Origin of the sequence: Bradyrhizobium dasycarpum, from assembly GCF_042019905.1 — a bacterium.
GTDB lineage: Bacteria > Pseudomonadota > Alphaproteobacteria > Rhizobiales > Xanthobacteraceae > Bradyrhizobium > Bradyrhizobium japonicum_B.
Genome location: NZ_CP169574.1, coordinates 2103278 through 2129561, shown reverse-complemented (window position 1 = coordinate 2129561; position 26284 = coordinate 2103278). Strand labels below are relative to the sequence as shown.

At 65.3% G+C, this 26284-nt stretch carries 23 protein-coding genes and 5 pseudogenes; 19 read left to right on the top strand and 9 right to left on the bottom strand.

The features are described 5' to 3' along the window. The first annotated feature begins 2 nt into the window (after positions 1-2). The 4 genes and pseudogenes from ACETMP_RS10585 (at position 3) to ACETMP_RS10570 (ending at position 2921) form a co-directional block, all read left to right on the top strand. Positions 3-692 carry a Fe2+-dependent dioxygenase gene (locus ACETMP_RS10585; protein ID WP_375160891.1) on the top strand — a complete coding sequence of 230 codons (690 nt, stop codon included), beginning with the start codon at positions 3-5 and terminating at the stop codon, positions 690-692. Further along, positions 689-1638: pseudogene (exbB, locus tag ACETMP_RS10580) on the top strand (tonB-system energizer ExbB). Before ACETMP_RS10585 ends, exbB begins: the two are co-directional and overlap by 4 nt. A gap of 3 nt (positions 1639-1641) precedes the next feature. Beyond that, on the top strand, positions 1642-2097 hold the full coding sequence (gene exbD / locus ACETMP_RS10575; protein ID WP_257194083.1) for a TonB system transport protein ExbD: 456 nt from the start codon (positions 1642-1644) through the stop codon (positions 2095-2097). Positions 2098-2108: 11 nt separating this feature from the next. Continuing rightward, positions 2109-2921, top strand: coding sequence for an energy transducer TonB (locus ACETMP_RS10570; protein WP_375160890.1), 813 nt, complete (start codon positions 2109-2111; stop codon positions 2919-2921). On the opposite strand, the pseudogene ACETMP_RS10565 reads toward ACETMP_RS10570, so the two are convergent. From ACETMP_RS10565 to ACETMP_RS10555, 3 genes and pseudogenes are all read right to left on the bottom strand, one after another. Next, positions 2909-3330: pseudogene (locus ACETMP_RS10565) on the bottom strand (hypothetical protein). The gene ACETMP_RS10570 and the pseudogene ACETMP_RS10565 sit on opposite strands and share 13 nt — an antisense overlap. Positions 3331-3392: 62 nt before the next feature. Next, positions 3393-4073, bottom strand: a complete 681-nt coding sequence (locus ACETMP_RS10560) for a site-2 protease family protein (RefSeq protein ID WP_375161880.1) — start codon at positions 4071-4073, stop codon at positions 3393-3395. 72 nt (positions 4074-4145) lie between these two features. Continuing rightward, positions 4146-5015, bottom strand: coding sequence for a LysR family transcriptional regulator (locus tag ACETMP_RS10555; protein ID WP_375160889.1), 870 nt, complete (start codon positions 5013-5015; stop codon positions 4146-4148). Between the two features lie 89 nt (positions 5016-5104). Between ACETMP_RS10555 and ACETMP_RS10550 the strand changes: the two genes are divergently transcribed. Then, positions 5105-6013, top strand: a complete 909-nt coding sequence (locus tag ACETMP_RS10550; protein WP_375160888.1) for a DMT family transporter — start codon at positions 5105-5107, stop codon at positions 6011-6013. A 2-nt stretch (positions 6014-6015) separates the two neighbouring features. Here ACETMP_RS10550 and ACETMP_RS10545 read toward each other — a convergent pair. The 5 genes and pseudogenes from ACETMP_RS10545 to ACETMP_RS10525 all read right to left on the bottom strand — a co-directional run bounded on the left by ACETMP_RS10545 (position 6016) and on the right by ACETMP_RS10525 (position 11076). After that, a pseudogene (locus tag ACETMP_RS10545) lies at positions 6016-6391 on the bottom strand (GFA family protein). 7 nt (positions 6392-6398) lie between these two features. Then, positions 6399-7145 (bottom strand): SDR family NAD(P)-dependent oxidoreductase, encoded by a 747-nt coding sequence (locus tag ACETMP_RS10540; RefSeq protein ID WP_375160887.1) that lies wholly within the window; start codon positions 7143-7145, stop codon positions 6399-6401. A gap of 17 nt (positions 7146-7162) precedes the next feature. Beyond that, the gene (locus tag ACETMP_RS10535; protein WP_375160886.1) at positions 7163-7894 is read right to left on the bottom strand and encodes an SDR family oxidoreductase; all 732 of its coding nucleotides are present in this window, start codon (positions 7892-7894) and stop codon (positions 7163-7165) included. Positions 7895-8025: 131 nt separating this feature from the next. Next, positions 8026-9854: pseudogene (locus ACETMP_RS10530) on the bottom strand (IlvD/Edd family dehydratase). Between the two features lie 121 nt (positions 9855-9975). Further along, positions 9976-11076, bottom strand: a complete 1101-nt coding sequence (locus ACETMP_RS10525) for a LacI family DNA-binding transcriptional regulator (protein WP_375160885.1) — start codon at positions 11074-11076, stop codon at positions 9976-9978. A 203-nt stretch (positions 11077-11279) separates the two neighbouring features. Between ACETMP_RS10525 and ACETMP_RS10520 the strand changes: the two genes are divergently transcribed. From ACETMP_RS10520 to ACETMP_RS10455, 14 genes and pseudogenes are all read left to right on the top strand, one after another. Continuing rightward, entirely contained in the window at positions 11280-12347 is a 1068-nt protein-coding gene (locus ACETMP_RS10520) for an ABC transporter ATP-binding protein (protein ID WP_028135762.1), read from the top strand. A 45-nt stretch (positions 12348-12392) separates the two neighbouring features. After that, a complete protein-coding gene (locus tag ACETMP_RS10515; RefSeq protein WP_375160884.1) occupies positions 12393-13712 on the top strand; it encodes an ABC transporter substrate-binding protein in 1320 nt (439 codons plus the stop codon). A gap of 100 nt (positions 13713-13812) precedes the next feature. Then, on the top strand, positions 13813-14730 hold the full coding sequence (locus ACETMP_RS10510; protein WP_080672162.1) for a carbohydrate ABC transporter permease: 918 nt from the start codon (positions 13813-13815) through the stop codon (positions 14728-14730). Further along, complete coding sequence (locus ACETMP_RS10505) at positions 14723-15646, top strand: carbohydrate ABC transporter permease (protein WP_375160883.1); 924 nt, start codon at positions 14723-14725, stop codon at positions 15644-15646. Before ACETMP_RS10510 ends, ACETMP_RS10505 begins: the two co-directional genes overlap by 8 nt. 65 nt (positions 15647-15711) lie before the next feature. Continuing rightward, positions 15712-16698 (top strand): D-erythronate dehydrogenase, encoded by a 987-nt coding sequence (gene denD / locus ACETMP_RS10500; protein WP_375160882.1) that lies wholly within the window; start codon positions 15712-15714, stop codon positions 16696-16698. A 23-nt stretch (positions 16699-16721) separates the two neighbouring features. Further along, a complete protein-coding gene (locus ACETMP_RS10495) occupies positions 16722-17690 on the top strand; it encodes a sugar kinase (protein WP_375160881.1) in 969 nt (322 codons plus the stop codon). Between the two features lie 12 nt (positions 17691-17702). Then, a complete protein-coding gene (gene eda, locus ACETMP_RS10490; protein ID WP_375160880.1) occupies positions 17703-18353 on the top strand; it encodes a bifunctional 4-hydroxy-2-oxoglutarate aldolase/2-dehydro-3-deoxy-phosphogluconate aldolase in 651 nt (216 codons plus the stop codon). A gap of 60 nt (positions 18354-18413) precedes the next feature. Further along, positions 18414-19582, top strand: a pseudogene (locus tag ACETMP_RS10485) (acetyl-CoA acetyltransferase). A 193-nt stretch (positions 19583-19775) separates the two neighbouring features. Further along, positions 19776-19982, top strand: a complete 207-nt coding sequence (locus ACETMP_RS10480; protein ID WP_375160879.1) for a hypothetical protein — start codon at positions 19776-19778, stop codon at positions 19980-19982. A gap of 127 nt (positions 19983-20109) precedes the next feature. Beyond that, the gene (locus ACETMP_RS10475) at positions 20110-21309 is read left to right on the top strand and encodes a CaiB/BaiF CoA transferase family protein (protein WP_375160878.1); all 1200 of its coding nucleotides are present in this window, start codon (positions 20110-20112) and stop codon (positions 21307-21309) included. Positions 21310-21427: 118 nt separating this feature from the next. Next, a complete protein-coding gene (locus ACETMP_RS10470) occupies positions 21428-22564 on the top strand; it encodes a thiolase family protein (protein ID WP_375160877.1) in 1137 nt (378 codons plus the stop codon). Further along, on the top strand, positions 22561-22920 hold the full coding sequence (locus ACETMP_RS10465) for a Zn-ribbon domain-containing OB-fold protein (RefSeq protein WP_375160876.1): 360 nt from the start codon (positions 22561-22563) through the stop codon (positions 22918-22920). The genes ACETMP_RS10470 and ACETMP_RS10465 overlap by 4 nt, the downstream gene beginning before the upstream one ends. Before the next feature lie 482 nt (positions 22921-23402). Next, complete coding sequence (locus ACETMP_RS10460) at positions 23403-23930, top strand: carboxymuconolactone decarboxylase family protein (RefSeq protein WP_375160875.1); 528 nt, start codon at positions 23403-23405, stop codon at positions 23928-23930. Positions 23931-23955: 25 nt separating this feature from the next. After that, complete coding sequence (locus ACETMP_RS10455) at positions 23956-24258, top strand: nucleoside triphosphate pyrophosphohydrolase family protein (protein WP_257177843.1); 303 nt, start codon at positions 23956-23958, stop codon at positions 24256-24258. Positions 24259-24415: 157 nt separating this feature from the next. Here the strand turns inward: ACETMP_RS10455 and glsA are convergent, their stop codons facing one another. Further along, entirely contained in the window at positions 24416-26263 is a 1848-nt protein-coding gene (gene glsA / locus ACETMP_RS10450) for a glutaminase A (protein WP_375160874.1), read from the bottom strand. Positions 26264-26284: the final 21 nt, after the last annotated feature.

Here is a 26284-nt window from a genome sequence, read left to right as displayed (position 1 = left end):
TCATGTTGACGTGCCTGCCAGGCGTTCTCGGCAAGGATGATGTGGCGGACTTCCGCCGCATCATGGACACCAGCGAATGGGAGGACGGGCGTTCCACCGCGGGCGCGCAGTCGGCCATGGTCAAGCGCAACGAGCAGTTGCCGCCGGACAGCGACGTCGCGCGCAAGCTCGGCAATCGCATCATCTCGGCGCTGACGTCCAACCCGCGCTTCATTGCGGCGGCTGTTCCGCTTCAGATCTTCCCGCCGCTGTTCAACCGCTATGCGGCGAGCAGTGGCCATCATTTCGGACTGCATGTCGACAACGCGATCCGCGGCGACCGTCTGACCGGCCTACGCATCCGCACAGACCTGTCGGTGACGCTGTTTCTCGCTGAGCCGGAAGAGTACGATGGTGGCGAACTTGTGATCGAGGACACTTACGGCTCGCATGAAGTCAAATTGCCGGCCGGCGATTGTGTGCTCTATCCCTCCACCAGCCTCCATCTCGTCACCCCCGTGACGCGGGGAACGCGGGTTGCGTCTTTCTTCTGGCTTCAGAGCATGATACGGGACGATCAAGCCCGGAGCATGATCTTCGACCTCGACACCGCGATACAGGCGCTGGTGGAACGGCTCGGGCGTGACGATCCCGAAACGGTCAAATTGACGGGTATCTATCACAACCTCATTCGCTACTGGGCCGAAGTATGAAGACCATGACCTTCCAAGCAAGCCTTGCCGCAGCCGTCATGCTGACGGCGGCCTGGCTCGCGCCCCTGTTTCCGCCCAGACACAGAGCCCGCCCGCGGCGGCGCAGCAGGTGGCCCAGCCGCCCGTGGCCAGTCCGGCACCGCCGGCTGCACCCTCGGCACCTGCGGCTGCGACGGCGACCGCGCCGGCTGCCCCGTCCGTGGCCGCCGCTCCGGCGCCCGCAAAGTCCGAGACGGCCTCCGCCGTCGCGCCGGCGATGAAGGAGCTGTCGCCCTGGGTCATGTTCATGTCGGCCGACGTCATCGTGAAGGCGGTGATGATCGGGCTCGCCTTCGCATCGCTGATGACCTGGACCGTCTTCATCGCCAAGTCGATCGAGCTGTCGGTCGCCTCCACCAGGCTTCGCTCGGCCCTGAAGAAGATCGCCGAGACGCGCTCCCTTGCCGAAGCGCAGATGGCGCTCGGCGCCAAGCAGGGCGTCCTGTCGTCCTTCCTGGCGGCGGCCCTGCGCGAGGCGCGGATGTCGGCCGGCCTGTCCAGCGATGCCGGCATCAAGGAGCGCGCGGCCTCCAGCTTTTCCGAGATCGTGCGCGCCGAGGCGCGCCGCATCCGGATCGGCATGGGCGTGCTGGCGACCATCGGCTCCACGTCGCCCTTCGTCGGCCTGTTCGGCACGGTCTGGGGCATCATGAACAGCTTCATCGGCATCTCGAAGTCGCAGACCACGAACCTCGCCGTCGTCGCGCCCGGCATCGCCGAGGCGCTGCTCGCCACCGCGATCGGCCTCGTCGCGGCGATCCCCGCCGTCATCATCTACAACCACTTCTCGCGCGTGACGAAGGGCTATCTCGAACTCGTCAACCGCGCCTCGGGGGCAGCAGGACGGCTGCTCTCGCGCGATCTCGACCGCAGCCACGGCAGCGTGCATTCGCGCGCAGCGGAGTGAACCATGGCCGTTTCGCTCGCAGACAACGATGACGACGATGACTTCTCGGAAACGCATGACATCAACGTCACGCCGTTCATCGACGTCATCCTGGTGCTGCTGATCATCTTCATGGTCGCCGCGCCGCTCTCCACGGTCGATTTGCCGATCGACTTGCCGACGTCGAGCGCGACGCCGCAGAAGAAGCCGGACAAGCCGACCTATCTCAGCATCAAGCCCGATCTGACCCTTGCGATCGGAGAAAACGCGGTGCACCGGGCCGAGTTGATCGGGACGCTCGACGGCCTGTCGGATATGAGCAAGGATAAGTACGTGTTCCTGCGTGCCGACAAGTCGGTACCGTATGGGGAGTTGATGGGGGTCATGGAGCTGTTGCGCTCGGGCGGCTATACGCGGGTGAAGCTGGTGGCGCTGGAAGGCGCTCCGGGAGCGCCTGCGGCCGGCGCCGCTCAGCCTTGAGAAGGCCTGCTATGTCGGACGAACCCAGACCATCCCGCAAGCTCTGGATCCTGGCCGCAGTGGCGGCGCTGGCGCTGCATCTGGGCGGCGCTGCGCTCGCGCTGGCGCATCTGCGCGCCGACGACGACGGCGACGGCCTGGGCGCGAACGGTGCCGAGTTCGCCGTGGAGATGGCATCGCCCAAGGCGCCCGAAACCGATTTGCCGCCCGGACCGGACAGCGAAGCGATGCAGGAGCAGCAGGCGCTTCCCGAGCAGAAGGCCGAGACCCAGGAGACGGAGCTTCCGAAGGATCAGCCGCAGGAGGTCGAGGATCCCGACCGCGTCGTGACCGAGAACAACGCGAAGAAGCCGACTGAAGACGATCCGAAGATTCAGGCGGTCGAAACGCCGGCCGCCGAAGCCTCGCCCAAATCGGTTGCGACGGCACGGCAGACGCTCGATGAGGATGCGCGCGAGGCCGAGAAGGCGCTGGCGCCCGTCCTTGGCATCGGCAAGGACATCCTGAAGCTGACCGCCGACTGGAACCGCAAGATCAGCGCGCATCTGTCGCTGCACAAGATCAATCCGGAAGGCAAACATCCCAACAATCAGAAGGTCAAGGTGAGCTTCGCGATCAACCGGAAGGGCAACGTGCTGTCGGTGGATGTCGTGGAATCGTCCGGGGACACCGCCTACGATGCCGCCGCGGTCTCGATCGTCCGCAAGTCCGATCCCATCCCGCAGCCGCCCGCCGGCCTGACGGAGGACCGGTTCGAGCGGACCGTCGATATCATCTTCACGCCGCCGGACGCGAAAAAGAAGAAGACCGCTCAACGCCAGTAGAGCCGGATCCCCACATAGACCACGACCAGGCACGCGAAGATCAGCGCGACCGGGAGCGGTCGCTTCTGGGGCCGGCGAATGCCGCCGCCCCGAAGGAGGCGGACTTCTTCGGCGCCGGTGCGGGGCGGCGGAAGGCGGTAACATTGTCCGCCTCCGGCTCGGCCGCGCGAGGGCGGACGTCAGGCGCAGTTCCCGCGCCGCCCATCTCGGCATAATAGGCCTTGTAGATCGCGCCGATGGTGGCCTCGGTGGCCTCGCCCTCGGTCATCTGCGCCAGCAGGTTCTGGTAGCTCGCCAGGAATTCCTGGGCCTCCGGGGGCAAAGCGGACGCCCCGTTGAGCTTGGCCATCATCTTCCAGGTGGCGAAATCGGCGCGGGCACGGGTGTCGGCGCGTCGCGCGATCAGCATATCGGCAGCTTTGACCAAGTCGGCCTCTGGCCCTTCGGCTTGTGTTCGGTGTCGTTCGTCAACTACGCGTTGCCGGTCAGGAAGAGAACAGCCTGAATCACATGCCCGGTCAACGTCCGCAGTATTGCTGAAATAACATCAAGATTTAGACCGAACTGGGAACCCGCAAGGGGCAGCAAGATCAACAGCCCGATCAGGATCAGCATCCCAAACGGCTCGAGCCGGGCCAGCGGAAGAGCGAGCGGCCGCGGCAACAGCCCGACCGCGACGCGCCCGCCATCCAGCGGCGGGATCGGCATCATGTTGAAGACCGCCAGGATCGCGTTGATGATGAGGGCGTTCTTGAGGTTGTCGGCGACCCATTTCGCCGAGCTCGCCGGCACCAGGGGCAGGGCATGGAAGGCGAAGGCGGCGGCCAGTGCCAGCAGGATGTTGGTGGCAGGCCCCGCCAGCGCCACCCAGACCATGTCGAGCCTCGGGTTGTTCAGCTTGCGGAAGTTCACCGGCACCGGCTTGGCGTAGCCGAACAGGAACGGCGAATGCGCGAACAACAGCATCGCCGGCAGGATCAGGGTGCCGAACGGATCGATGTGCCTGACAGGATTGAAGCTGACCCGTCCGAGCTGCGCGGCCGTGTTGTCGCCGAGCCGGTCCGCGACGAAGGCGTGCGCAGCCTCATGAAAGGTGATGGCGAGCAACAGCGGCAGCACCCAGACGGAAAGGTCATAAAGGGAAATGTTCACGGCTCGTTGATCCCGGTTAGCCTGCGGCCTTGCAGCCGTCCCAGCCAACCGGCGGTGCAGCAACGCTTCATCTCAACATAGGGTGGCCGGTTCCGAAATGCCACGCTGGAGGTGATCGGCCAGCATGGCCGCCGGGCATGACAAATTGTGCGCGCGGTGGAGACGGATGTCGGCCGCCGGCAGCGGTGGCAGGCCTTCGCGCTCCGACAGTATGCGCAGGCGGGCGGGCAGGGTGCCGGCCTTCATGACCGTGACCGCAAGGCCCTGCGCCGCGATCGCTTCCACCGCGGCAAGGGTCCGGCTGACAAAGGCCAGTCGCCAGGGCCGGCCGGCGGCATCAAGGGCCTCTGCCGCCCATTGCCGGAACAGGCAGGCCGGCGGGTAGAGCGCAACAGGCAGTGTGTCGTGCCCAGCCTCGACTTGATACGACTGGGCCGCCGCCCAGACCGCCTGCTCGCGCCGCAGCAGCTCGCCACCGCCGCGTCCTTCCGGATGCATGGCGATGACGAGGTCAAAGGCCTCGCCGAGCCGGGCCGGCATCGTTGCCGTCAGCCCGGTCTCGATCTCGACCCGGATCTGCGGATGGCTTCTGGCGAATTGCGCCAGCAAGGGCGGAACGACGATGGTGCCGTAGTCGTCCATCACGCCGAGGCGGACCACCGCTTCGCGCTTGCGCGCGCGGAGTGCATCGATGGCCTCTGCGTTGAGATCGAGCAGCCGCTTTGCATAGACGAGGAGTTCATCGCCTGCTGCGGTCAGCGCGACGCCGGCGCGGGTGCGGTGAAACAGTTTTGCGCCAAGCCGTTCTTCCAGGCGCCTGATCTGGACGCTGACCGCCGATTGGGTCCGGTTGAGCGTCGTGGCGGCGCGCGTGAAGGATCGATGCTCGGCGACGGCGGCAAACGCCGTCAGCAGATCAGGATCGAGAACGGGTGAGCTCATGACGAAAGCTTATCCTGGCATGACGGAAATTCCATTCCCTGTTTCGGCGCGCCTCCTATGCTGCCCGCAAAGCATCAACGGGAGGAAGTGTGGGCGAGATTCTTGGCGTTCTGGCCGCGGTGCTGTCGAGCGCGCTGGGCGGCACTTCGATCGGCGCCACGCGCTATCTCGTGAGCAGTCTCGATCCGCTCGCGATCGGCTCGTTCCGGTTCGGCATCGGATTCCTTTTGCTGCTGCCGCTGACGCTGCTGCGCGGCGATCGCTGGCCGGGGCGAGGGGACTGGGCCGCCGCGATCGGACTCGGCATCCTGTTCTTCGCGCTGTTCCCGATCCTGTTCAACGCATCGCTGATCTTCACGACCGCCGCGCGCGGTGCGCTCGCGCTGTCGACACTGCCGCTGTTGTCCCTGGTGATCGGGGCTGCGCTCGGCGCCGAGGCGCTGACCTGGCGCAAATCGATCGGTGTGGTGATCGCGACCTTGGGCGTCGCCATCGCGCTGCTCTCCGACCTGACCTCGGCGCCCTCAGGCGCCTGGCGCGGCGATCTCCTGATGACGGCGGCGGCGCTGTGCATGGCGCTCTACGGCATCTGGTCAAAGCCGTTGATCCGGCGCTCCGGCCCGATCGCCTTCACCACGATGAGCATGGCGGCGGGCGCGGCCTGCCTGATCCTGCTCTCGTATGTCCGCGGCAGCTTTGCGCCGGTCGCAGGCTTCGGCACGCCGCAATGGCTGGCGGCTGCCTATCTCGGTGCCTTTGGCGCGGCGTTGACGTTCTATCTCTGGGCCTTCGCGCTGGAGCGCACGACGCCGACGCGGGTCGCGATCTCGGTGACGGTCAACCCGATCACGGCGTCGCTGGTTGGCGCCTGGCTTTTGAACGAGCCGCTGCGCTGGAATCTGGCGGCCGGCATCGTCGCAGTCTTTGCCGGAATCTTGATCGCGACGACGAGCGGGCGTACTCAGCCGGCACGTGCGCCTGCGTCAGATCAGGCCTGACGTCACGCCGGGATCGTTCCCGGATATTGCACCAGGCCGTCGTCGAGCTTGAGCCAGGCGGGCTTCTCCGAGATCCAGATGTGCTCGGTCGGCACGAAGGCGTTGCGATCATCGAAAACGGAAAGGGATACGCCCGCCAGCGTGCCGTTGCGCCGCCAGGCGAACAGGCGCGTGCCGCAGCGCTTGCAGAACACGCGGTCGATGGCCTCGGATGAGGCATAGCGCTCGGTGTCGCCGTCGACGGAACTGCGCCCTGGCGAAGAAGGGCGAACCCATCGCCTTCTGACAGATGCGGCAATGGCAGATTCGGACGTTGAGCGGCTCGCCCTCCGCCTTGAACCGCACCGCGCCGCACAGGCAACCGCCTTCCCGGATCATGCTGTCCTCAATAGGTTGCGCGCCCGCCCGAAATGTCGAACACCGCGCCGGTCGAGAAGGCGCAGTCCTCCGAGGCCAGCCAGCTCACCATCGCGGCCAGCTCTTCCACCAGCACGAAACGCCCCTTGGGGATCTTCGACAGCATGAAGTCGATATGCTGCTGCGTCATCTGGTCGAAGATCGCGGTCTTGGCGGCCGCCGGCGTCACCGCGTTGACGAGGATGTCGTGCGCCGCGAGCTCCTTGCCGAGCGACTTCGTCAGCGCGATCAGGCCGGCCTTGGAGGCCGAGTAGTGCGCTGCGTTCGGATTGCCTTCCTTGCCGGCGATGGAGGCGATGTTCACGATCCGCCCGTATTTCTGCTTGAGCATGGTGGGCACGATCGCCTTGCTCACGATGAAGGGGCCGTCGAGGTTGATGCGCAGAACTTTCCGCCATTCCTCGAGGTCGGTCTCCCAGACCGGCTTGTTGATTCCGGCAATGCCGGCATTGTTGACGAGGATATCGATCTTGCCAAAGGCGGCCAGCGTCGCATCGCGGGCCTGCTCGACACCCGCAGTGTCGGTGACGTCGACCTTGAACACGCGAACGCCGTCGCCGATCTCCTTTGCGGTCTTCTCGGCCAGCGCCGCGTCGAAATCCCAGATCGCGACCTTGGCGCCGGAGGCGACGAAACGCTCGGTGATGGCGCGGCCAAAGCCCTGCGCGCCGCCGGTGACGACGGCGATGCGCCCGTTGAGATCGATCTTGTTCATGCCGCAGGCCCCTGGCGTCAGAGCATGTAGCCGCCGTCGACGATGAGGTCGACGCCGGTGGTGAAGGCGCTCTCGTCGCTGCCGAGATAAACCGCCATGGACGCGATCTCCTCGGCGGTGCCGAGTCGGCCCATCTTCTGGCGCGAGATGAACATCTCCTTGCCCTGCGGTCCCTGCGCGGCGGCGCGGTCGAGCATCGAGGGCGTCTCGACGGTGCCGGGGCAGATCGAGTTGCAGCGGATGCCCTTGGTGATGAAGTCGAGCGCCACCGCGCGCGACAGCAGCGACACCGCGGCCTTCGACGAGCTGTAGACGTAGCGGTTCGCCGGCGGCCTCAAGGCCGCGCAGGACGAGATGTTGACGATGCTGCCGCCACCGCCGGCGATCATGTCGGGCAGGAACGCCTTGATGGTCCGGTGCATCGACTTGACGTTGAGGTCGAACGAGAAATCGAAATCCTCTTCCGAGCATTCCAGGATGGTGCCGTGGTGCACGAATCCCGCCGCGTTGAGCAGGATGTCGATCTTGCCGACACGCTTGGCAAAGGCGTTGACGTCGGCCGTGTTGCGGACGTCGAGCTTGGCGACTTCAGTGATGCCTTCCTTGGTCAGGCTCGCGATGCCGGCCTCGTTGATGTCGGTGGCGATCACGGTAGCGCCTTCACGCGCGAATGCGACGGCGCAGGCGCGCCCGATGCCTGCCGCAGCAGCCGTGACGACGGCGCGCTTGCCCCTGAGGCGGTTGGCCATGTTGTGGTTCTCCTTGGCTTGAAAGTTCTATTTGATCGTTATTGCGAGCAAAGCGAAGCAATCCAGAATCTCACCGCGGAGACGGTCTGGATTGCTTCGTCGCTTCGCTCCTCGCAATGACGGTGTGGCTGTCAGTGATTATCCCGCGCCACACCGAACGTGCCGGCGACGTTCTGGTAGCGCGTGGCGAGCTCCATGCAGGCGCCGGTCGATTGCTGGCCGACGGTGTTGCGGTAGATCTCCTGCCACGGCGTCTGGTTCGGCGGATGCTTGAAGCCGCCGCTGGCCTTCAGCTCGGCGTGGCGCTTCTTCAGCTCCTCGTCCGAGATCAGGATGTTGGCGCTGCCCTTGTTCAGGTCGATGCGGACCTTGTCGCCGGTCTTGAGGATCGCAAGGCCGCCGTTGGCCGCCGCTTCCGGCGAGGCGTTCAGGATCGAGGGCGAACCCGAGGTGCCGGACTGGCGGCCGTCGCCGATGCAGGGCAGGGACAGGATGCCGCGTTTGATCAGCGCCGCCGGCGGCTGCATGTTCACGACCTCGGCGCCGCCGGGATAGCCGATCGGGCCGGTGCCGCGGATGAACAGCACGCAGCGCTCGTCGATGTCGAGCGAGGGATCGTCGATCCGCGCGTGATAGTCCTCCGGACCCTCGAACACGATGGCGCGGCCCTCGAAGGCGTTGAGGTCCTTCGGGTTGCTGAGATAGCGGTCGCGGAATTCCTTGGAGATCACCGAGGTCTTCATGATCGCGGAATCGAACAGATTGCCCTTCAGCACCAGGAAGCCGGCGTCCTTCACCAGCGGCTTGTCGTAGGCCCAGATCACGTCGTTGTCGGGCTTTGGCGCATTGGCGCAGTTCTCGCCGATGCCGCGGCCGTTGACCGTGACGGCGTCCTCGTGGATGCGCTTGTGCTTCATCAATTCACGCACCACGGCCGGCACGCCGCCGGCGCGGTGGAATTCCTCGCCGAGATAGAAGCCGGCCGGCTGCATGTTGACCAGGAGCGGCACGTCGTGGCCGACCTTCTGCCAGTCCTCGATCGTGAGCTCCACGCCGATGTGACGGGCCAGCGCGTTGATGTGGATCGGCGCGTTGGTCGAGCCGCCGATCGCCGAATTGATCACGATGCAGTTCTCGAACGCCTTGCGGGTCAGGATGTCCGAGGGCTTCAGGTCCTCCCAGACCATCTCGACGATGCGTTTTCCGGTCTCGTAGGCGATCTGGCCGCGCTCGCGATAGGGGCGGGGATCGCCGCGCAGCCCGGCAGCGAGAAGCCGAGCGCTTCGGCGAGCCCGTTCATGGTCGAGGCGGTGCCCATGGTGTTGCAATGGCCGACCGAGGGCGCGGAGGAGGCCACGATCTCCATGAACTCTTCATAGTCGATCTCGCCCGCGGCGAGCCGCTCGCGCGACTTCCAGACGATGGTGCCGGAGCCGGTGCGCTCGCCGGCATGCCAGCCGTTCAGCATCGGGCCCCCCGACAGCACGATCGCGGGCAAGTTCACGGTCGCCGCCGCCATCATGCAGGCCGGCGTGGTCTTGTCGCAGCCGGTGGTGAGCACGACGCCGTCGAGCGGATAGCCGTAGAGGATCTCGACCAGGCCGAGATAGGCGAGGTTGCGGTCGAGCGCCGCGGTCGGGCGCTTGCCGGTCTCCTGGATCGGATGGGTCGGGAATTCCATCGCAATGCCGCCGGCCTCGCGGATGCCCTCGCGGACCCGATGGGCCAGCTCGATATGGTGGCGGTTGCAGGGAGAGAGGTCATTGCCGGTCTGGGCGATGCCGATGATCGGCTTGCCGGACTGCAGCTCGGCGCGGGTGAGGCCGTAATTGAGATAGCGCTCCATGTAGAGCGCGGTCATGCCCGGATTATGCGGGTTGTTGAACCATTCCTGCGAGCGAAGATGGCGTCGCGCGCCGTTGCCGGCGGGCGCGTGCCCATTGGTTGGTTTCTTTGTCATTGGTTTCTCCTGCAATGCAAACGCACTGGCGTCCGTCCCGGGGTCTCGGCTTGTGCGATGCCCAGCGGCGCGAATGATGGATCGCTGGCCCGATGGCGGGTCGTTTCCTCACAAGTCGATACTAGTCATGACTACTTGGTAACGCTACCATTTTGTTCGCCGAACCCGCGCCTGATACGGCCGGCCTGCTGTCCGAATGGCGCGATGACGAGCTTTGCCGCTCGATCACCTTGAAGCCGAGATCGAGCACCGGCTGCTCGGGGCGCCGTCCGTCGATCGCCTCGATCAGCATGGTGGCGGCCGTGTTGCCCATCTCGTAGCGGTTGGTGCGCACGCTGGTGAGGGTAGGGACGGCGGACGCCATGAATTCGAGGTCGTTGAAGCCGACGATCGCGAGTTGGTCGGGGACCGCGATCTCGCGGCGCCGGCATTCGAACAGCACGCCGAGCGCGAGGTCGTCATTGGCGCAGAAAACCGCGTCGAGGTCGGGCTCGCGCGCCAGGAGATCGGTGAACAGGGCGCCGCCGAGCGTCACCGAGGTCGGCGTCGCCGTGGTGACGACGAGGCGCTGCTCGAACAGTCCGGCGTCCTTCATGGCGGAGACATAGCCGTCCAGCCGCCGCTGCACCCTGGGATCCATGCGCGCGCCGACGAATCCGATTCTGCGGCGGCCCTGTTCGAACAAGTGCGCAACCGCCGCGCGGGCCGCATCATAGTGCGAAAAGCCGATCATCATGTCGACCGGATCGGGGCCGATCTCCATGATCTGCACGATCGGGCAGTCGGCGGCCTCCAGCATCGCGCGCGATTCGGCGGTCTGGTCGATCCCGGTGACGATCAGACCAGCCGGCTTCTGCGCGAGAAACAGGCGCAGCAGCTTCTCTTCCTGGAGAATGCTGTAGCGCGTGTTGGACAGCTGGATCGAGTAGCGACTGCCTTCAGACGCATCGTAGATGCCGCGCAGCACGTCCGAGAACACGTTGTTGGTGAGAGAGGGGATCAAGACACCGATGACCTCGGTGCGTTGCGAGGCCAGCGCGCGTGCCGCAAGGTTCGGGACGTAGCCGAGCTCCTTGGCCGCGCTCTCCACCCGCGTCCGCTTGGCGACCGACAGGGCCTCCGGATTACGAAAGAAGCGGGACGCCGTAATCGGGCTGACGCCGGCAAGCTCGGCGACTTCCGCCAGCCGGATTTTGCCTGACTTGGTGCGTTTTCGACCCATTTGCTGCTCTTAACACAGTCGGTCCCGCAAACAAAGGAACGTTGACAGCGCTACCAGCAGCGACTAACCAAAGACAAATTGCCAAAACCGCACAAACTGCCGACAATGTTGTCCGCTACGGTCGGGCTTCGTTCGGCGAAGTCTGAAAAAACAAGACGGTCGCGGCGCCAAGGGCCGTCGTGGACTATCGAGGAGGGAGCTAGATGTCGTCTGTGCAAATCCGCGACGTGCGGAAATCGTTCGGCAATTTTGAAGTCCTGCACGGCGTGACCGTACCGATCGAGGATGGGCAGTTCGTCGTCCTGGTCGGCCCCTCCGGCTGCGGCAAGTCGACGCTTCTGCGCATGCTCGCCGGTCTCGAGAACATCACCTCCGGCACGATCTCGATCGGCGACCGCGTCGTCAACAATGTCCAGCCCAAGGAGCGGGACATTGCGATGGTGTTCCAGAATTACGCGCTCTATCCGCACATGACCGTCGCCGACAACATGGGCTTCTCTCTCAAGCTGCGGAACGCGAGCGCCGACGAGATCAACAAGCGCGTCAAGCGCGCCGCCGAAATCCTCGCGCTGGCGCCGCTGCTCGATCGCTATCCGCGCCAGCTCTCCGGCGGCCAGCGCCAGCGTGTCGCGATGGGCCGTGCGATCGTGCGCGACCCGCAGGTCTTCCTGTTCGACGAGCCCTTGTCGAACCTCGACGCTAAGCTGCGCGTCGCCATGCGCACGGAGATCAAGGAGCTGCACCAGCGGCTGAAGACGACGACCGTCTACGTCACCCACGACCAGATCGAGGCCATGACCATGGCCGACAAGATCGTCGTCATGCATGACGGTATCGTCGAGCAGATGGGTACGCCGCTCGAGCTCTACGACAAGCCCGACAACCAGTTCGTCGCCGGCTTCATCGGCTCGCCCGCGATGAACTTCCTGAAGGGGCATGTGCGCGTCAACGGTGTCGCGAGCTTCGAGGGGCCGAACGGCGTCAAGCTGCCGCTCAAGACCGCGCCCGCAGCGTCCGACGGCCGTCCTGCGGTCTACGGCGTGCGGCCCGAGCATTTCACCATCGCCGACGACGGTGCCGAAGCGGAGATCATCGTGGTCGAGCCGACCGGCTCGGAGACGCAGGTCTTCGCCAAGATCGGCGGCGAGCAGGTCGTCGCGGTCTTCCGCGAGCGTCATCAGTTCAATCCGGGCGACAAGATCCGGCTGAAGCCAGATCCGTCGCTGGTGCACTTGTTCGACGAGGCGACGGGAAAACGCCTGAACGCGTAGTATGAGTTTTACTTAAGAAAATAAGAGCATCACAGGGAGGACGACATGCAAGACTTTACCCGCCGCACGCTGCTTCAAGGCGGAACGGCACTGGCTGCGACCGGCATGCTCACCGGGCCGGCGCTGTTCGACTTCGCCAAGGCCTGGGCGCAGAGCGCGCCCTGGAAGCCGGAGGCGGGCGCCAAGCTGACCGTGATGCGCTGGAAGCGCTTCGTGCCTGCAGAAGACGATGCGTTCAACCAGATGGTGGCAGCGTTCAAGGCCGCGACCGGCACCGAAATGAACGTGTTCAGCGAATCCTTCGAGGACGTGCAGCCGAAGGCCTCGGTTGCGGCCAATACCGGCTCGGGGCTCGACCTCGCCTGGGGTCTGCACACGCTGCCGCAGCTGTTCCCGACCAAAGTGCTGAAGATGAACGACGTCGCCGATTATCTCGGCAAGAAATACGGCGGTTGGACCGATGCGGCCGCCAAGACCTGCAAGCAGGGCAACGACTGGCTCGGCATCCCCGTCGCGACCAACGGCGGCTACATGACGTACCGCAAATCGGCGCTCGACAAGGCAGGGTTCAAGGAATTCCCAAAGGACTTCCCGGGCTTTCTCGAGATGTGCAAGGCCCTGAAGAAGAACAACACGCCGGCCGGCTTCGCCCTCGGGCATGCCTCGGGCGACGGCAATTCGTGGCTGCACTGGGTGCTGTGGGGCCACGGCGCCTACACGGTCGACCAGAACGACAAGATCGTCATCAACTCGCCGGAGACGGCCAAGGCGCTGGAATATTGCAAGGCGCTCTACGACAACTTCATCCCGGGCACCGCGTCCTGGAATGATTCCTCCAACAACAAGGCGTTCCTCGCCGGCGAGCTCTATTGCACGGCGAACGGCATCTCGATCTACGTCGCCGCCAAGACCGATGCGAGCAAGAAGGAACTCACCGAGGATACCTATCACGCGCTCTGGCCGGTCGGACCGGTCGGCAAGCCGACCGAGCTGCAGCTGGCGCTGCCGATTCTCGCTTTCAACTTCACCAAATATCCGAACGCAGCGAAGGCCTTCGTCGCCTTCATGCTGGAGAAGGAGAACTACGAGAAGTGGCTGGACGGCGCGCAGGGCTATCTGACACAGACCCTGAACGCCTACGAATCGGCGCCGATCTGGAAGGCCGATCCCAAGAACGAGGTGTTCTCGCAGGCCTCCAAGCGCACGCTGCCGGCCTCCGGTATCGGCACGGTCGGCGAAAAGGCCGCAACGGCCATCGCCGACTTCATCGTCGTCGACATGTTCGCCAATTACTGCACCGGCACCAAGGATGCGAAGGGCGCGATGGCTGAAGCCGAGCGTCAGCTGAAGCGCATCTATCGCTAGAAATCACGGAGCGGGCGGCAGTCGCGCCGCCCGCTCGTCAACATTTCGATCAGGGATATCGGGCATGGCTGATGTCGCAATTCCCAGGGCCAAGCCTCAGATGAGCGAGGGCGGCGCCTGGACCCAGCTCAAACACAACCGCAACTGGCTCGGCTTCTGGTTCATGGTGCCGGCCATGGCGTTCCTGATCTTCTTCCTGGCCTATCCGCTGGGGCTCGGCATCTGGCTGTCCTTCACCGACACCCGCATCGGCAGGGTCGGGCAATTCGTCGGCACCGAGAACTATGAGTGGCTGTGGGACGATTCCATCTTCTGGCTGTCGGTGTTCAACACGCTGCTCTACACCTTCGTCGCCAGCGCCCTCAAATTCGCGATCGGGCTCTATCTCGCGCTGCTGCTGAACGAGAACATGCCGTTCAAGGCGATGCTGCGCGCGATGGTCCTGATCCCCTTCATCGTGCCGACGGTGCTCTCGGCATTGGCGTTCTGGTGGATCTTCGATTCGCAATTCTCGATCATCTCCTGGTCTCTGAGGCATCTGGGACTGATAGATCAGAACATCAACTTCCTCGGCGACACGACCTGGGCACGCATCTGCGTGATCTTCGCCAACATCTGGCGCGGCGTGCCGTTCGTGGCGATCACGCTGCTCGCCGGCCTGCAGACGGTGTCGCCGTCGCTCTATGAGGCCGCGACGCTCGACGGCGCGACGCGGTGGCAGAATTTCCGCTACATCACCTATCCGCTGCTGACCCCGATCATCGCCGTCGTCATGACCTTCTCGGTGCTGTTCACCTTCACCGACTTCCAGCTGATCTGGGCGATGACGCGCGGCGGCCCGGTCAACGCCACCCATCTGATGGCGACGCTGTCCTACCAGCGTGCGATCATCGCGGGGCAGCTCGGCGAGGGCGCGGCGATCTCCAGCGCCATGATTCCATTCCTGCTCGCTGCGATCATGGTGTCCTGGTTCGGCCTGCAGCGCCGCAAGTGGCAACAGGGAGAGAACAATGACTGATCTTCCTGCCTCCAAGGTCGATCTCAAGGGCGTCCTGTCGGCGTCCGCGCGGGTCGATAACAGCGAGGGCATGAGCTACCTGCAGTCGGTGCCGCGCCGGCTCGTGACGCTGTACCTGCCGCTCGCGATCATCGTCGTGGTCCTCCTGTTTCCGTTCTACTGGATGGCGCTGACCTCGGTGAAGCCGGACGAGCAGCTGCTCGACCTCGACAAGTACAACCCGTTCTGGACCTGGAATCCGACCTTCAAGCACTTCCACAAGCTGCTGTTCGAGAGCTACTATCCGTACTGGCTCTGGAACACGATGTACGTGGCGATCTGCGCCACCATTCTCTCGATCGTCGCATCGGTGTTTGCGGCCTACGCGATCGTGCGGTTGCGTTACAAGGGCGCCAATCTCGTCGGCGGGCTGATCTTCCTCGCCTACCTGGTGCCGCCGTCGATCCTGTTCATCCCGCTTGCCACCGTCGTGTTTCAGTACGGCCTGTTCGACTCGCCGCTGGCGCTGATCCTGACCTATCCGACCATCCTGATCCCGTTCTCGACCTGGCTCTTGATGGGCTATTTCAAGACCATCCCGTTCGAGCTCGAGGAATGCGCGCTGATCGACGGGGCGAGCCGCTGGCAGATCCTGATCAAGATCGTGCTGCCACTCGCCATTCCCGGCCTGATCTCGGCCTTCATCTTCTGCTTCACGCTGTGCTGGAACGAGTTCATCTATGCGTTGACGTTCCTGCAGTCGACCAGCAACAAGACGGTGCCGGTCGCGATCGTCAACGAGTTCGTGGACGGCGACATCTACCGCTGGGGCTCGCTGATGGCGGGAGCCCTGGCCGGCTCGCTGCCGCTCGTCATCCTTTACGCCTTCTTCGTGGAGCATTATGTGTCCGCGATGACCGGCGCCGTGAAGGAATGATCGCGGGCTTTGCCGAGGGCGCGCCAGGAGCGGCGCGCTCCGGCCGATGACAAGGAGTTGAGCTCTTGCACATTCTGGTTCTGGGCGCCGCCGGCATGGTCGGCCGCAAACTCTGTGAACGGCTGCTCCGCGACGGTCGGCTCGGCAAGAGCGACATCGCGAAGCTGACCATGCATGACGTGGTCGAGCCGAAGCAGCCGGAGAAGGCCGGTTTCCCCGTCGAGACGATGTCGGGCGATTTCGCCGTGCCGGGCGCCGCCGAGAAGCTGATCGCCGGCCGTCCGGACGTGATCTTCCATCTGGCTGCGATCGTCTCCGGCGAAGCCGAGCTCGATTTCGACAAGGGCTACCGTATCAATCTCGACGGCACGCGGATGCTGCTCGATGCGATCAGGCTCGTGGGCGGCGGCTACAAGCCGCGCGTCGTCTTCACGTCCTCGATCGCGGTGTTCGGCGCGCCGTTCCCGGATGCGATCGGTGACGAGTTCTTCCACACCCCGCTGCTCAGCTACGGCACGCAGAAGGCGATCGGCGAATTGCTGCTGGCTGACTATTCGCGCCGCGGCTTCCTCGACGGCATCGGCATTCGCCTGCCGACCATCTGCATCCGGCCCGGCCTGCCCAACAAGGCGGCCTCCGGCTTCTTCTCCAACATCCTGCGCGAGCCGCTGGCCGGCAAGGAAGCGGTGCTCCCGGTGTCCGAGGATGTCCGCCACTGGCACGCCACGCCGCGTTCGGCCGTCGGCTTCCTGCTCCATGCTGGCACCATGGATCTCGCCGCCGTCGGCCCGCGCCGCAACCTGACCATGCCGGGCCTGTCGGCCACGGTCGGCGAGCAGATCGCGGCCCTGAAGCGCGTTGCCGGTGAGAAGGTCGCCGCCCGCATCAAGCGCGAGCCCGATCCCTTCATCGTCGGCATCGTCGGCGGCTGGCCGCGCAATTTCAACCCGAAGCGGGCGCTCGAGCTCGGCTTCACCACCGCCGAGAAGACATTCGACGATATCATCCGCATTCACATCGAAGACGAGCTCGGCGGCAATTTCGTCGCCTGATCTCTGACTGAGCGGGCTTGGTGATGGCGAGCGTTGCTTGCATCGGCGAATGCATGGTTGAGCTCCGGCAGGCCCAGGGCGGGGCGTCCGCCGGGCAGGGCGGCGGGCTTTATTCACGCGGCTTCGGCGGCGATACCCTCAACACTGCCGTCTATCTGGCGCGGCTCGAGGTGAAGGTCGACTATCTCACCGCGCTCGGCGATGACGCCCTGAGCGACGAGATGATCGCGGCCTGGATGAGCGAAGGTGTCGGCACGAGGCGTGTCGTGCGGATCGCAGGCAAGCTGCCCGGCCTCTACATGATCCAGCTCGACGCCAAAGGCGAGCGCCAGTTCTTTCACTGGCGCGACAGCGCGGCGGCGCGCCAGTTGATGAACCTGCCGGAGACCGACGAGCTGCTCAATTCGCTGATGAGCTACGACATCGTCTATCTCTCCGCGATCACGCTCTCGATCTACGATGCGCCGGGACGCGAGCGCCTGTTCGCGGCGATCAGGCGCGCGCGCCTGCTCGGCACCCGCTTCGTGTTCGACACCAATTTCCGCGCGCGGGGATGGCCGGACCGCGACGTCGCGCGGGAGGTGTTCGCGTCGGCGTTTGCGGCCGCCGACATCGTGCTGACCTCGACCGAGGATCTGCTCGCGCTCTTTCCCGGCGAGAGTAACGACCAGCTGATGGCGCGCATCCCGGCGCCCGAGCTGGTGTTCCGCCTTGCCGAGCCGGTCAGCCTGCTGCGCTTCCCCGGGGCTACCCACGAGGTCCGCGCCGAACCGATGTCCAGGCCGGTCGTCGACACCACGGCGGCCGGCGACAGCTTTGCTGCCGCCTACATTGCCGCCCGGCTCGCCGGTTCCGATCCGGTCGAGGCCGCCCAGGCCGGGCATCGCCTCGCCAGCCTCGTGATCTGCTATCCCGGCGCCATCATTCCGGGATATGCCATGCCGCCGAAGAAGCGGCACCGGCCGGCGCCCACGCGTCAAGCGACCAAGTGAAATCGAGATTCCATGCCCACGACTGCCCAACAGAACCACCTCGTCGCGCTGTTCAGGGACGCGACCGTCATTCCCGTCCTCACCATCGAGCGCATCCAGGACGCGGTGCCGCTGGCGCGCGCGCTGGTTGCCGGCGGAATCCGCACGCTGGAGGTGACCCTGCGCACGTCAGTTGCGATCGAGGCGGCGCGGGCGATGATGGCCGAAGTGCCCGAGGCTGTCGTCGGCATCGGCACGATCCTCAATCCGGCCGACTTTACCCGCGTCGAGAAGCTGGGCGTCGCGTTCGGCATCAGCCCGGGCCTGACCCCCGATCTCCTCGAGGCCGCCACCCACAGCTCCCTGCCGTTCGCGCCGGGCATTGCCACGGCGTCCGAGCTGATGATGGCGCTGGCGCACGGCTTCGACGTCGCAAAATTCTTCCCGGCCGAGCAGGCCGGCGGCATCAAGGGCCTGCGCGCGCTCGGCGGTCCGTTCCCGAACGTGCGGTTCTGCCCGACCGGCGGCATCGGCGAGGCCAATGCGGCGAGCTGGCTCGCCGAACCCAACGTGGTCGCGGTCGGGGGCTCCTGGCTGTGCCCGACGGCGGAGATCCGGGCCGGGAACTGGGCCGGCATAACTGCCATCTGCCAGCGCACCCTGAAAGCCCTGAAAGCTGCGTGAAGTCTTGCCATCCGTGGGCTAAGACTTAGCTCAGGACAAGACCCCCAGGGAGAGATGACCATGACCGCCAGCATCGTCGGATGGGCGCATACGCCGTTCGGCAAGTTCGACACCGAGACCGTCGAAAGCCTCGTCACCCGTGTTGCCAATGAGGCGCTGGCGGATGCCGGCATTTCGGCCGGCGATGTCGACGAGATCGTGCTCGGCCATTTCAACGCCGGCTTCTCGCCGCAGGATTTTACCGCCTCGCTGGTGCTCCAGGCCGATCCGAAGCTGCGCTTCAAGCCGGCGACCCGGGTCGAGAACGCCTGCGCCACGGGATCTGCCGCCGTGCATCAGGGCCTGCGCGCGATTGCCGCAGGCGCCGCCAAGATCGTTCTCGTCGTCGGCGTCGAGCAGATGACCCGCACCCCCAGCGCGGAAATCGGCAAGAACCTGCTCAAGGCCTCCTATCTGCCCGAGGACGGCGACACCGTCGGCGGCTTTGCCGGCGTCTTCGGCAAGATCGCCAGCTCCTACTTCCAGAAATACGGAGACCAGTCCGATGCGCTGGCGCTGATCGCGGCCAAGAACCACAAGAACGGCGTCGCCAATCCTTTCGCCCAGATGCGCAAGGATTTCGGCTTCGACTTCTGCCGCGCCGAGAGCGAGAAGAACCCTACGTCGCCGGCCCCCTGAAGCGAACCGACTGCTCGCTGGTGTCCGACGGTGCCGCGGCGCTGATCTTGGCTGACGCCGAGACCGCCAAGGGCATGGCCAAGTCGATCGGCTTCCGCGCCACCGCGCATGCCCAGGACTTCCTGCCGATGAGCAAGCGCGACATCCTCCAGTTCGAGGGCTGCACCGTCGCCTGGCAGCGCGCGCTGGAGAAGGCGGGCGTGACGCTGTCCGATCTCTCCTTCGTCGAGACCCATGACTGCTTCACGGTCGCCGAGCTGATCGAATATGAAGCGATGGGCCTGACGCCGAAGGGGCAGGGCGCCCGCGCCATCAAGGAAGGCTGGACGCTCAAGGACGGCAAGCTGCCGGTCAACCCGTCCGGCGGCCTCAAGGCCAAGGGCCATCCGATCGGCGCCACCGGCGTCTCCATGCACGTGATGACCGCGATGCAGCTCGCCGGTCAGGCTCCCGAGGGCATGCAGCTCAAGAACGCCAAGCTCGGCGGCATTTTCAACATGGGCGGGGCCGCGGTCGCCAACTACGTCTCCATCCTGGAGCCGCTGAAATAAGCCTTGTAGGGTGGGTTGGCCCTGCAGATGCGCGAAGTGCATCTGCTGGGCGTAACCCACTTTTTTCTGTCTCCGCGGAGACAGAGTTGGTGGATTACGCCTGCGGCTAATCCACCCTACGACCTTTGCGCTAGATCATGGTGGGGACGCCGGGGGCCCTTAAAGCTCCTGATTGACTTGCAGGGAACGCATCATGGGCACTGACTACGAAGACTCGCTGTCGATGGACGCACTCAACGATCGCATCGCGATCCTCGAGGACAATATCCGCCAGCTCATCGAGCAGGCCGCGGCCGCCTCGGGCGAGCAGAGCGAGTCGCGCATCGCCGACCGGATCAGCCAGCAGAACGACGAGCTCGACCGGCTGCTCAGGATCCGCGAATCCCGCCAGAAGAAATAGCGGCCGGTATCGCCGCGCGGCGCATGCGGCCATACGCCGGCCGCCCTTGCGCGCACGGCCCCACTGTCTTTAGCTGGACCGAATTCGCGGGGCCGCGCCTTGAGCCCTGCGCAATCGGGAGCGAACGATGGGGCCGCTGAAGGGCGTCAAGGTCATCGACATGACGACCGTGCTGATGGGGCCCTATGCGACCCAGATGCTCGGAGACTATGGTGCCGACGTCATCAAGGTGGAATCGCTCGACGGCGACGTCACCCGGCTGATTGGCCCGACGCGCCACGCCGGCATGGGCCCGGTGTTCCTCAACACCAACCGCAGCAAGCGCTCGATCTGCCTCGACCTGAAGAAGCCTGCCGGCCGCGAGGCCGTGCTGCGGCTCCTGAAGGACGCCGACGTGCTCGTCTACAACGTCCGTCCGCAGGCGATGGCGCGGCTTCAGCTCGGCTACGATGTCGTGTCCGCCATCAATCCGCGTTTGGTCTATGCCGGCGTGTTCGGATTCGGCCAGGACGGGCCCTATGCCGCAAAGCCCGCCTATGACGATCTGATCCAGGGCGCCACGGCCCTTCCGGCGCTGATGGCGCAGACCGGCGACGGTGTGCCGCGCTACGTGCCGAACGCGCTGGTCGACCGCATCGTCGGCCTCACCGCCGTCGGCGCGATCTGCGCCAGCCTGGTGCATCGCGACCGCACCGGCCGCGGCCAGCGCGTCGACATCCCGATGTTCGAAACCATGGCCGGCTTCGTCATGGGCGACCACATGGGCGGTCTCACCTACGAGCCGCCGCTCGACAAGGGCGGCTATGCCCGCCACCTCTCGCGCGACCGCAGGCCTTACAAGACCTCGGACGGCTATCTCAGCGTCATCGTCTACAACGACAAGCAGTGGGAGAACTTCTTCAAGGCGACGGCACGCGACGACCTGCGCGCCGATCCCAAATTCGCGACCTTCGCGGGGCGCGCCGCCAACATCGACGTCGTCTATGCCGAGCTCGCGCGCATCTTCGAGACGCGCAGCACGGCCGAATGGATCGAGCTGCTGACCAAGGCCGACGTGCCGGTGATGCCGATGCATGACCTTGCCTCGATCCTTCACGATCCGCATCTGGAGGCGACGAATTTCTTTCCGGTCGTGACCCATCCGACGGAAGGCCCGATCCGCAGCATGAAGGTGACGGCAACCTGGTCGGAGACCGAGGCCGAGCCGGTGCGGCTGGCGCCGCGGCTCAACGAGCACGGCGCGGAGATTTTGCGCGAGCTCGGCTATTCCGCCGACGAGATCGCCGCCATGGTCCGCGACGGCGTGACGCGGTCGGCGCCGGAGTAGGGCATGACGATGAGTCTCTCATCCGTCATTCCGGGGCGATGCGTCAGCATCGAACCCGGAATCTCGAGATCCGGGCTCGGCCCTTCGGGCCGCCCCGGAATGACAGCGGAGAGAGAGCATGAGCTTCGTCACCGGCGTCGGCCTCACGCCGTTCGGCAAGCACGAGGGCTCGTCCTCGCTCGACCTGATGAGCAAGGCGGCGCAAGCCGCGCTCGACGATGCCGGCCTCAAGCGGAGCGACATCGACGGCATTCTTTGCGGCTATTCCACCGTCTCGCCCCACATCATGCTGGCGACCGTGTTCGCCGAGCATTTCGGCATCCGCCCTGCTTATGCCCACGCCGTGCAGGTCGGCGGCGCCACCGGCCTCGCGATGACGATGCTGGCGCATCATCTCGTCGCGTCAGGCGTGGCGCGCCACGTGCTCGTCGTCGCCGGCGAGAACCGCCTCACCGGGCAGAGCCGCGATGCCTCGATCCAGGCGCTGGCGCAGGTCGGCCATCCCGACTACGAGGTGCCGCTCGGGCCGACCATTCCCGCCTATTACGGCCTCGTCGCCAACCGCTACATGCACGAATACGGCGTGACCGAACAGGACCTCGCCGAGTTCGCGGTGCTGATGCGCAAGCACGCCTGCACCCATCCCGGCGCGCAATTCCACGATCCGATCACGGTCGTCGACGTCATGGCCTCGAAGCCGGTGGCGATGCCGCTCAAGCTGCTCGACTGCTGCCCGGTGTCGGACGGCGGCGCGGCTTTCGTCATCAGCCGCGAGCCAACCGGAGAGGCGGGGGTGTGCATCCGCGGCTGCGCCCAGGCGCATACCCATCAGCATGTCACGGCCGCGCCCGCGCTTCATGAGCTCGGCGCCGAGATCTCCATCGCGCGCGCCAAGCAGGCTTGCGGCCTTGCGATCTCCGATGTGCGTTACGCCGCGATCTACGACAGTTTCACGATCACGCTCGCGATGCTGCTGGAAGACCTCGGCCTTGCCGGTCGCGGCGAAGCCGCGGCCCGCGTGCGATCGGGTCATTTCGGCCGCGACGGCGCGATGCCGCTGAACACCCATGGCGGCCTGCTCAGCTACGGCCATTGCGGCGTCGGCGGCGCCATGGCGCATCTGGTCGAGGCGCATTTGCAGATGACGGGGCGGGCGGCTGCCCGCCAGGTGCGCGATGCCTCGATCGCGCTGCTGCATGGCGACGGCGGCGTGCTGTCGTCGCACGTGAGCATGTTCCTGGAGCGGGTGCGATGAGCGATTCTCCGGCGGACTGGACCAGGGGCGAAGCGGCCATCACCTACCAGGCCTGCACCTCATGCGCGCACGTGCAGTATTTCCACCGGGCCTTCTGCGCGGCATGCGGAGAATCGGATCTCCGCGTGCTGCGCGCCAGCGGCAAGGGCACGGTGTACGCGGCCTCGCTGGTCTGCCGGGCCGCCACGCCCGAGACGCGGGCGCACGTGCCCTATAACATCCTGCTGGTCGATTGCGCCGAAGGTTTTCGCATGATGGCGCACGGTGAGAATGACCTCGCCATCGGCGATTCGGTCATCGCGAGCTTCAGCCCGTTTGCCGGCAGACTCGTGCCGTTCTTCACGAAGGACACGTAGAGGGATTCGTCATTCGGGGGCGGTCATGCGACCGAGCCTGGAACGGGTATTCTGGGCCTGGCCTGTGCGAGAGCCACCCCGGAATGACGAAAACGCTAAAACTCCAACTAGCGCCCGTAGAACAAGATGCTGGCGATGACGAGCATCGCTGTCACCGCCAGCATATGCGCAAGCGCTCCCGAGGCCGCCCCCTTTGTGGCTTCCTTCATGCCGTTCTCTCCCTAGACTTGGGCGTGACTCATCGTTGTGCGGCTAGCGCACCCGACGGCCAATTGTTTTACTCGGAACACCCCACTTCTCAAGTACCCGCCGCGACGTGTCCCCACGCGGCGAATATCGATTGTCTCAGGGTCGATCAGCAATGCGGCGGCAATTTGACTCGATGATGTTGCTCCTGCGTCGGCGCAAGAATAGAGTTTCAAGGAACTCTCGCCGGCAATTGCAAAAAGCATCAAAGGCTCTGGGAAAACTTCAGGAAAATCATGGCCCGCATTCCGTACAGCGACCCGTCCAAGGCATCCGACCGCACCCGCGAGATCCTCGACAAGAACCGCAACGCCAACATCTTCCGCATGATGGCGCACTCGCCGAGCTACTTCGAACAGTATTGCCGGCTGGGGGGCGCGATCCGCCACAAGGGTGAACTCGATCCTGTTGTCCGCGAGATCGCGATCACCCGAACCGGGATCTTGTGCGAGGCGCCGTACGAGATCGTCGCGCACAAGCGGATCGGCAAGAATGTCGGCGTCACCGACGCGCAGAACGAGGCGCTCGAGAACTGGCAGGCGGCGACCTGCTTCAACGAGGTGCAGCGCGCCGCGCTCGCCTTCACCGACGAGATCGTTAAGCTGAGGAAGCCAACCGATGCGACTTTCAAGGCGATCGCGTCGAAGCTGACGCCGGGCGCGCTGGTCGAGCTGCAGCTCTCGGTCGGATTCTACATCATGACCTCGAAATTTCTGGAGACCTTCGAAATCGATCTCCAACCCGTCACCGAAGTGGTAGGCTGACCCAAAGACCCGGCGAGGGATGCTCATGACGATCGACGAGTACGCGGCCTGGGCCGCGACCATTGCCAAGGTCGGTGAGCATCCGTCCAACGAGCGGCTGTCCTATCTCGGCCTCGGTCTCGCCGGTGAGGCCGGCGAGGTCGCCGATCACATCAAGAAACTGCTGCGCGACGACTGGCTCGACAAGGCAGGTCTGGTCGATGAGCTCGGCGATGTCATCTACTACTGGGCCTGCCTGTGCGCCGCGACCGGCCAGCAGCCGTCGGCGCTGCTCGAAGCCAGCGCAAAGAAGATCAAGCGACGGCTGAGCGAGGCGGCCAGCCGCTGAGGCATCTCTCAGTGGCCCATCCTTCGAGACGCCCGCCGTTGGCGGGCCCTCAGGATGGGGATCGAGCGTGCGGCAGCAGTATCAACGAGCAGAGATGCCGCTTAGCCTCATCCTGAGGAGACCGCGAAGCGGTCGTCTCGAAGGACGAGGCGCGCGCTCACGTCGAGGTCAGAATATCCACCTTCGCGTTCGCGACGATCAGGCGGTCGGCGAGCAGCTGCGCGAGGTTGCGCATGACGCGCTCGCTGGCGCGCGGGTGCTGCTTGCGGAAGCGTTCGAACGCTTTCAGCGGCACTTCGAACGCGGTCGCCGCCATGTCGGCGAACACGTCGGCCGAGCGCGTCGGCTCCAGCAGCGCCATCTCGCCGAACGCCATGCCGGCGGTCAGCGTCGCGAGCCGCACGCCGTCGGGCAGCGTGACATGCACCGCGCCGCTGCGCAGGAAGAACAGGGACTCGGCGGGATCTCCCGTGGTGATGATCTTGGCGCCGGCCTGATAGGTTCGGATCGTGCAGATCGAGGCGAGGTCGGTCAGCTCTTCCTCGCTCATCCCGGCAAGCAGCGGCTGCTCGGCAAGCTCGGTGGTTTCGTGGAAGTCGATCGAGCCGCCATAGCGGTAGACGATCTGGTCTTCGGCCCATTCGATCGCGGTGTCGAGCAGGTAGAAATCGCGGACGTTCTTCAGCTCGGCGGTCCATTCCCGCAGGCTGTCCCATTCCCTGGAGGCGCGCCTGACGCCGGACAGCACCACCGTGACGTTCAGGGCCGCGAGCTCCTCGAAGGCTTCGGCGATCAGCCGCGCGCCCGCGCGGGTGGTGGACGTGACACGGTGCAGGTCGAACACGACGATTTGCGGCCGCGGCCGTCCGGCCAGCCGGCGCGAGACGTAGTCGACCGCCGACAGCGATAGCGTGCCGACCAGCTCGATGACCCGTACCTCCTGCTCGTGCGCGGCCAGGATCTCGCGCTCCTGCGGCCGGCGCACGCGGCGTGACGGGCTCTTGCCGATATCGTAATCGGCGATGACGGCGTTGCGGGCATCGTCGCTGCGGTTGAGCATGTGGAGGTCGTAATGCGAGGACAGGGCCTCGCAGACCTTGATGCCGCGCACGCTGTTGCCGTGCTTGTCGAGCTTTGGCGAATAGCTGCCGAGCCCGAGGCGGGCAGGGAGAGCGGCCAGGATGCCGCCGCCGACGCCGCTCTTGGCGGGAATGCCGATGCGATAGATCCATTCGCCGGCATAGTCGTACATGCCCGACGAGGTCATCACCGAGAGGGTGCGCGAGATCGCGTAAGGCGTCAGCACCTGCTCGCCCGTGACCGGATTGACGCCGCGATTGGCCAGCGTTGCCGCCATCACCGCGATGTCGCGCGCGGTAACGAGCACCGCGCATTGCCGGAAATAGACGTCGAGCACGGCGGCGACGTCGTCCGAGATCACCGCGTTGGTCTTCAGGAGATAGGCGATGGCGCGGTTGCGGTCGCCGGTCTGGCTTTCGGAAGCGTAGACGGCCTCGTCCACGGCGAGCTCGCGGCCGGCAAAGCGGCCGAGCGCGAGACGGATCTGCTCGAAGGCTTCTGCGCCCTTGCTGTCGTGGATCAGCCCGGTGCAGGCGATGGCGCCGGCATTGACCATCGGGTTGAACGGGTGGTTCTCGGAGTTGAGGCGGATCGAGTTGAAGGGATCGCCCGAGGGCTCGACGCCAATCGCGCGCTCGACCCTGCCGGCGCCGAGCAGGTCCAGCGCCAGCGCGAACACGAACGGTTTCGACATCGACTGGATGGTGAAGGGCACCCTGGAATCGCCGACCTCGTAGACGTGGCCGTCCAGGGTCGCGAGGCTGATGCCGAAACAGGCAGGGTCGGCCTTGCTCAGCTCGGGAATGTAGTCGGCAACGCTGCCTGAAGTTTCGGCAGAGAATTCGTTGAGGCAATTGTCCAGAAACCGCAGCAAGGGCGGTTTCGAGCGGGTCCAGGCGGCTGCAAGAGGCGAGAGCGGTGTCATCGCCTCACTTGTGCAACGCAA

Excerpts from the sequence above, each read along its gene's own strand:
- ACETMP_RS10470 (WP_375160877.1), top strand. The coding sequence starts at position 21,428 with ATGAGCTTCGTCACCGGCGTCGGCCTCACGCCGTTCGGCAAGCACGAG.
- ACETMP_RS10585 (WP_375160891.1), top strand. The coding sequence starts at position 3 with ATGTTGACGTGCCTGCCAGGCGTTCTCGGCAAGGATGATGTGGCGGAC.
- ACETMP_RS10455 (WP_257177843.1), top strand. The coding sequence starts at position 23,956 with ATGACGATCGACGAGTACGCGGCCTGGGCCGCGACCATTGCCAAGGTC.
- ACETMP_RS10510 (WP_080672162.1), top strand. The coding sequence starts at position 13,813 with ATGAGCGAGGGCGGCGCCTGGACCCAGCTCAAACACAACCGCAACTGG.
- ACETMP_RS10495 (WP_375160881.1), top strand. The coding sequence starts at position 16,722 with ATGGCGAGCGTTGCTTGCATCGGCGAATGCATGGTTGAGCTCCGGCAG.
- ACETMP_RS10505 (WP_375160883.1), top strand. The coding sequence starts at position 14,723 with ATGACTGATCTTCCTGCCTCCAAGGTCGATCTCAAGGGCGTCCTGTCG.
- eda (WP_375160880.1), top strand. The coding sequence starts at position 17,703 with ATGCCCACGACTGCCCAACAGAACCACCTCGTCGCGCTGTTCAGGGAC.
- ACETMP_RS10525 (WP_375160885.1), bottom strand. The coding sequence starts at position 11,076 with ATGGGTCGAAAACGCACCAAGTCAGGCAAAATCCGGCTGGCGGAAGTC.
- ACETMP_RS10475 (WP_375160878.1), top strand. The coding sequence starts at position 20,110 with ATGGGGCCGCTGAAGGGCGTCAAGGTCATCGACATGACGACCGTGCTG.
- ACETMP_RS10540 (WP_375160887.1), bottom strand. The coding sequence starts at position 7,145 with ATGAACAAGATCGATCTCAACGGGCGCATCGCCGTCGTCACCGGCGGC.
- ACETMP_RS10465 (WP_375160876.1), top strand. The coding sequence starts at position 22,561 with ATGAGCGATTCTCCGGCGGACTGGACCAGGGGCGAAGCGGCCATCACC.
- ACETMP_RS10570 (WP_375160890.1), top strand. The coding sequence starts at position 2,109 with ATGTCGGACGAACCCAGACCATCCCGCAAGCTCTGGATCCTGGCCGCA.
- exbD (WP_257194083.1), top strand. The coding sequence starts at position 1,642 with ATGGCCGTTTCGCTCGCAGACAACGATGACGACGATGACTTCTCGGAA.
- ACETMP_RS10480 (WP_375160879.1), top strand. The coding sequence starts at position 19,776 with ATGGGCACTGACTACGAAGACTCGCTGTCGATGGACGCACTCAACGAT.
- ACETMP_RS10555 (WP_375160889.1), bottom strand. The coding sequence starts at position 5,015 with ATGAGCTCACCCGTTCTCGATCCTGATCTGCTGACGGCGTTTGCCGCC.
- ACETMP_RS10515 (WP_375160884.1), top strand. The coding sequence starts at position 12,393 with ATGCAAGACTTTACCCGCCGCACGCTGCTTCAAGGCGGAACGGCACTG.
- glsA (WP_375160874.1), bottom strand. The coding sequence starts at position 26,263 with ATGACACCGCTCTCGCCTCTTGCAGCCGCCTGGACCCGCTCGAAACCG.
- ACETMP_RS10520 (WP_028135762.1), top strand. The coding sequence starts at position 11,280 with ATGTCGTCTGTGCAAATCCGCGACGTGCGGAAATCGTTCGGCAATTTT.
- ACETMP_RS10535 (WP_375160886.1), bottom strand. The coding sequence starts at position 7,894 with ATGGCCAACCGCCTCAGGGGCAAGCGCGCCGTCGTCACGGCTGCTGCG.
- ACETMP_RS10460 (WP_375160875.1), top strand. The coding sequence starts at position 23,403 with ATGGCCCGCATTCCGTACAGCGACCCGTCCAAGGCATCCGACCGCACC.